We start from the raw sequence: 1,518 nt of genomic DNA, 5'->3' as shown, positions 1-1,518 counted from the left end.
GAGGAACGTAGACCCAAAGGGGCTTCCCGCAGCGTAACCCAACATTTTCTTTCTCTTTGTTGCGTTTCACGACCTTCAACCCAACCTACAAATCTGCATCATAGCCTTAGTGGAGTGGATGGAGCGATCGCAGAATAAATTGTTGGGAAATTGAGTATGAATTGAGTCAGAGAACTCAATAAATGCATTCCCATACTCTGTATGGGAACGAGGAAAAACTTCCCACTCCCTACTCCCCACTCCCCACTCCCCACTCTTCCGCCTTTTTCCACGGAAGTTTGACTGTAAAACGACTACCTTTACCTAACTGGCTTTCAGCATGGACAGTACCACCATGCAACTCGACAATTCTTTGCACCATTACTAATCCTAAACCAGTACCTCTAGCATCACGGTTAGCGGAATTTTCAACTTGTACAAAAGGTTTAAATAATTGGAAAAGGTCATCGGAAAGCATACCAATACCTGTATCTACCACACTGAAAAAGATATATTCATTTGTGGAATTTGGCTGGACTTCAATCCAAACTTTGCCTCCTTCTTTAGTAAACTTGATAGCGTTAGTCAACAGGTTGATAAATACTTGGCGGATGCGGCTTTCATCGACTTGGATGGGTTCGAGTTCTTCAGGTATTTGTCCACTCAGATAGATATTTTTCTCGAACGCTAAATGTTTAACAAAACTCAAGCTAGAGTCACATAATCCTTGAATCGAAGTAGCAGCTAGTTGCAGTTCTATCTTGCTGGATTCGATATCGGTAAGCTCAAGGATCTGGTTAATCAATTCTAGTAAATTCTTACCGTTGGATTCGAGAGTATTTAGGGACTGGCGCTGTTCTTCATTTACGGGGCCGTACACTTTATTTTGGAGTGCTTCTGTGATTCCTAGAATGGAGGTTAAGGGAGTCCTCAGTTGATGGCTGATGTTTCCTAAAAAGGTGCTTTTGGCACGATTTGCGATTTCGGCAGCTTTCTTAGCCTCACGTAGAGCGGATTCTGCCCGTTTGCGATCGCATACTTCTAAAGTCAGGGTAACAAATTCTACTATTGAGCTAACAAAGTTTTGCTCACTTATTTCCCATATCCGGGGAATATCAACCTGCTCATACAATATTGTTCCCACTACTTCCCCTCCAACCCAAATGGAAGTATTAATTAGGGATACAATATTATTTGGTTCTAGCAATTCATCGCATAATTCTTGTGTCCGTAAATCGTTGCGAGTGTCGCTGACGGCAATAATCCGTGCAGATGTCAAGGATTTAAAGTAGATGGGATAATCTGCAAGGTTGCGTTCTAAACCTCCTGAATGTCTCTGATTGCTACGTTCATAGAGACTTATACATTGTAGTTTAGTGCGGTCGCCATTGAATAACCACACACTGACTCGTTCTATTTCTAAAGCATTTGCTGCTTTCTCAGTAATAACTTTGAGTGCCGTTTCCAGCTTTCCTTCTGAAATCGCTCTGTGATTTGCCAGTTTTGCCAACACCTGATGATGCTTTTCCAGTCTTTGCT

The 1,518-nt window shown here is 42.2% G+C and carries 1 protein-coding gene; it reads right to left on the bottom strand.

Features of this window, described 5'->3' with window-relative positions:
• Positions 1 to 229 precede the first annotated feature (229 nt).
• Positions 230 to 1,518, bottom strand: a 1,289-nt coding sequence (locus VE944_RS23905; protein WP_324982905.1) for a GAF domain-containing sensor histidine kinase, incomplete at its 5' end; no start/stop codon positions are given.

Origin of the sequence: Nostoc sp. (assembly GCF_035638895.1) — a bacterium.
Classification (GTDB): domain Bacteria; phylum Cyanobacteriota; class Cyanobacteriia; order Cyanobacteriales; family Nostocaceae; genus Nostoc.
The sequence above is the reverse complement of the archived record's forward strand: the minus strand, read 5'-3'. Positions and strand labels throughout refer to the sequence as shown.